Annotated in this window: 4 protein-coding genes; 1 reads left to right on the top strand and 3 read right to left on the bottom strand. The window is 42.5% G+C overall.

Features of this window, described 5'->3' with window-relative positions; genetic code table 11:
• Nucleotides 1-384: 384 nt before the first annotated feature.
• Genes R4I06_RS04405 through efp form a run of 3 tightly spaced genes read right to left on the bottom strand, consistent with a single transcriptional unit; the run spans nt 385 to nt 2,663 of the window.
• Nucleotides 385-1,320 (bottom strand): RluA family pseudouridine synthase, encoded by a 936-nt coding sequence (locus R4I06_RS04405; RefSeq protein ID WP_334414367.1) that lies wholly within the window; start codon nt 1,318-1,320, stop codon nt 385-387.
• Between the two features lie 3 nt (nt 1,321-1,323).
• Nucleotides 1,324-2,094, bottom strand: coding sequence for an inositol monophosphatase family protein (locus R4I06_RS04400; protein WP_334414366.1), 771 nt, complete (start codon nt 2,092-2,094; stop codon nt 1,324-1,326).
• Nucleotides 2,095-2,096: 2 nt separating this feature from the next.
• A complete protein-coding gene (efp, locus tag R4I06_RS04395) occupies nt 2,097-2,663 on the bottom strand; it encodes an elongation factor P (protein WP_334414365.1) in 567 nt (188 codons plus the stop codon).
• A gap of 409 nt (nt 2,664-3,072) precedes the next feature.
• Here efp and R4I06_RS04390 point away from each other — a divergent pair.
• Nucleotides 3,073-4,099: hypothetical protein (locus R4I06_RS04390; protein WP_334414364.1), on the top strand; the 1,027-nt coding region annotated here is incomplete at its 3' end.

Here is a 4,099-nt window from a genome sequence, read left to right as displayed (position 1 = left end):
GTATAAAGTTCTTTCCGCTATCCAGGGAACTAATGCTTTAGGGAAAAGATACTCAATTGCTTTCGGTTCTCAACTTCCTTGTATAGCAATCCTATCATTTTGCCATCACTTCACCTTTGGTAGGAACAGCACGGGTAAATTTCCTTGCATAGATATATGAATTTCAAGATGGAAGCGCCTATGCAACAAATTCTAGCGAAGTATCATGACTTACAGTTGGACTACCGCTTGTAACAGAGTTGGTCATCACACACATTGTATAGAGAACACAAATACTTCGAGACCGTCAGATACCAAAATCGTAGTAGCGCAAAATTTAGCCAGACACCACGTATGGTGTAGTAATTGCGCGGGATTGTCACAATTAGCACAAGTGCGTGAATTTCAGGATGTGAAGTGTCCCGGTAAAAAATGTTCCATGTCGATTCCAAACAATGTCTTTGCTGTTTCTCTCATATAGTTAGGCACCGGGGCAAAGACTTCCACTTTCTTCCCCATAATTTCGAACCCTATTTTACGTGCATGTAAGTGCAGATTATCGCCCTTATTCGCGTCTTTACTATACTTTGTATCACCTACAATAGGACACCCAATTGTAGATAAATGTATCCTGAGTTGATGCTTTCTACCCGTCAAAGGCTGCAGAGATACTATCGCGTGACCATCGCGATGCACAACGACAGAAAAAAGCGTTTTGGCCTCCTTATTGACTATCTCTTTTTCAGCATCTGAAGGTTTTTTTCTTTTGTAGAATACAGGATGTGTTATCTCTCCGATAGCATCTGGTACCCCATGCGTGATTGCTATATACTCCTTTTGCACTCTTCTTGAACGCATTTCCTCGGCAAAACATCTTGCCACATCCAAGCTTTTGCTTAAAACCAGAACCCCGCTTGTGTCCCTATCCAATCTATGGACGATACGCAAAGACACTCCTGGTACAATTCTGTCAAGCACATCGTCGATACTTGCTCGAATTTTGGTGCCACCCTGTACGCTTATCCCCGCAGGTTTGTTGAGGACCACCACATGTTCATCTTCATATGCAATCATTCCCGAAAGAGAACGCATAATAGCATCACAGTGTGTGGCACTGCTTGCCCCCTTCTTTCTTTCTTTTGTAGATATCTGCTCTACATCTTTTATGCTTAAAACATCTCCTATCTTGACTCTGGTGCATGCCAAAACCTTGGAGCCATTTAAAAGTATTGAGCCCTTACGCAGAGACTTTTCTATGAAAGATTGTGCTATTCCCGGAAACACAGAACGTACGTACTTATCTACACGCACACCATCAACTTCAGCAACGCACTTAAACATCGCTTACTCACTTTCAAGAAGCTTCTTTTCCACAAAATCACGCAGGAAAAAATTGCCAGCTACTATAACACCATCAGCATACTGACCAAAACTACCCTTACTCCCCTCTACAAATAGCTTGCCTATACCAGCTTTGTAAGGTTGAACACCAGAGTAAATGAGTACATCATAATATGCTGCACACAAGTAGGAAAATCCCAAAATTACCGACCCCAAAGAACGCAATACAACCTGCCCCTTGGCCAATTCTTCTGTCAGGGCCCTAGCCTTTTGACACCCAGCAGTAAAGTCTACAACCATCGCATTGGTATTTTCCCTTCTACTTACGTGCATCCTGATGTATCTACTATGTGTATCTTCATAGAAAGCCCCAAAGCCCTTCTCTGCGTGATATGTCTCACGCAGCACTGGAGCATCTACAACGGCTGCCACCACCTCCCCCTCTTTCACGAGAGCAACCGTAGAAGCAAAATACGGCAACCCGCTCATAAAGTTCGTTCTGCTATCCATGGGACTAATGTACCAGAACAAATCTCCCAATTCTTTCGGTTCGCGACTTCCTTCTATAAGCACGCCCAGACCTTGCTTATACTCCTTCAGCCCCTCTGCTATCACCTTGCCTGATCTCTGATACGCCGCGCGAGTAAATTCACTTGCAGCAACATATGATGATCTTAAGTGCCTTAACTCATTAAAATCCCGCACTAACACCTTTGAGGACTTGCGCACAGCCCTTAGCATAACTCCTATGATTGGGGAAAACAGGGCTGACATATTTAATCTTTTGACCTCTCGTAGTAGGTATCATCAGGCGTATAAACAACTATTCTTTCACCAGCTTTAATGAAAGGAGGAACGCTAATGCGACGACCATTCTCTAGCACTGCAGACTTATAAGAGGAAGAAGCAGTTTGCCCTTTCACCACAGACTCAGCTTCTACAACTTCAAGCACAACGTAATCTGGAATACGAGCTGATATAACACGCCCTTCATGAAAAAGCAAAGTCAAAGTCATACCGTCCTTTAGATAAACGGCTTTTTCCCCCAGCATTTCCATGGGTATAACTATTTGTTCGTAAGTTTCAGTGCTCATCAAAGTGACAGAAGAAGAGTCCCCAAAAATGTACTGAAAACTAGCTTCCTCGATCCTGGCACGCTTTATATTTGCGTCGGTGCGAAACCTTTCTTGATATTTTGCCCCTGTCTTGAGATTTTTCAGCTCAGCCTGTATGTATGCCCCACCCTTTCCAGGCTGTGTATGCATTGTCTTCACTACTAAATACAAACCACCGTTGTGATCCAGGACCTGACCCGGTCTTATATCACTACCCTTTTCAGCCATAGTATTCTCTCCCGAAACGAATCAAATTCTAACTTATGAGCAGTGTAACTCAAGTAAAAACTCAATGCTAAACCATAATACAAGCATGACGTATCTAACAGAAAATTTAATTTATGGGACCTACCTGACCCATAGCATTCTACCCTTTAGTAATTGGATATTTCACGACATAATTGTGAAATATCATGAATTAACACTTTACAGTCATAACAATTTACATACGTAGCTCAATTTTCTCCAATCAAATAGCTTTCGACAAACACAAAAAATACACATGAGTAACTTATCCCTTTCCATCTGGCATATCGCTATCTTCTTGAAATTCACTCACCTTTCAAAACTAATTATGCATTGACTATTATTTATTTTTTAATAAACTCTCGTTCCTAAAAATTAAAATCTTAATATTATGAAAAATCCATTCAGCAGAGTACGGCGCCCATCAGGAACCTATAGTCCAGAAGCTATGGAATTAGCCCATGGATTGCCATTGCAAGAGGGGAAGGAATCAGACGGAAGGCAAATCAGTAGTTCCACAGTGCCTTCTGAAACAGCTGTAGGTAGTAGCGCACCAGAAAGTACTAGCGAAATTCCAGCACAAAACACTACCCCTTCAGCGACAGATGCAAGTAGCGGTATAGCAGAAAGTCCTAGTGGCGTCACATCACCAAACACTACTTCACCTTCAGATGCAGGCAGCGGCCAAGCAGAAAGTACTAGTGGTATCACACCACCAAACACTACCCCTTCAGCAGAAGCAGATGCTTCTAACAGGCAAGGTAGGAAAAAGTCTATTTGGCGCAGGTTTTTTCTTAAACTTCTATGCCTAGGATCCGGAGGAAATGACTCAGATTCTGAAGTCTATCATCCTGACCCACATACTGGTGAGCAACACACTTCAACTAGCGATGCAATAGCTAATGAACAGCGCACTTCAACTAGAGATGAGGGAGTTATACAACAGGACGCAGCAACAACACTTTCAGTGGAGGCGCAAGAGATTACACATGATCCTGTTAATGCAGATACAGCAGATACACATGATGTAGAACATCCGAGACCAGCAGATAATACTCCTAAAAAAAGGGGGATACTATACAGGTTTTTTTCTAAACTTCTATGCCTAGGGTCTGGAAAAAATGAGTCAGAAGTTGTTGAAGAGCATGACTCCCCTGATAGTCTTCCTGACATACCGAACCCACGGGACTTAGTTACAGAAACATATGTACCTTTTGAAAGATGTGACAAAGACATATCTTTTATTCAAGGTACAAGCGATATATATCCTGCTAGCGAAGCGGGCACATCAAGTAGACCTCAAGCTGAGCAAGTTGTAAATGTTCAAGTGGAGCATAGGAGGCCTTCTATAGATGAAGCGGGCGCATCAACATCGCAACAACCTATCACACAACTAAAAAAGCAGCGCCCAGTCAGCT

The organism is Anaplasma bovis, from assembly GCF_036903315.1.
GTDB classification, from domain to species: domain Bacteria; phylum Pseudomonadota; class Alphaproteobacteria; order Rickettsiales; family Anaplasmataceae; genus Anaplasma; species Anaplasma bovis.
The sequence above is the reverse complement of the archived record's forward strand: the minus strand, read 5'-3'. Positions and strand labels throughout refer to the sequence as shown.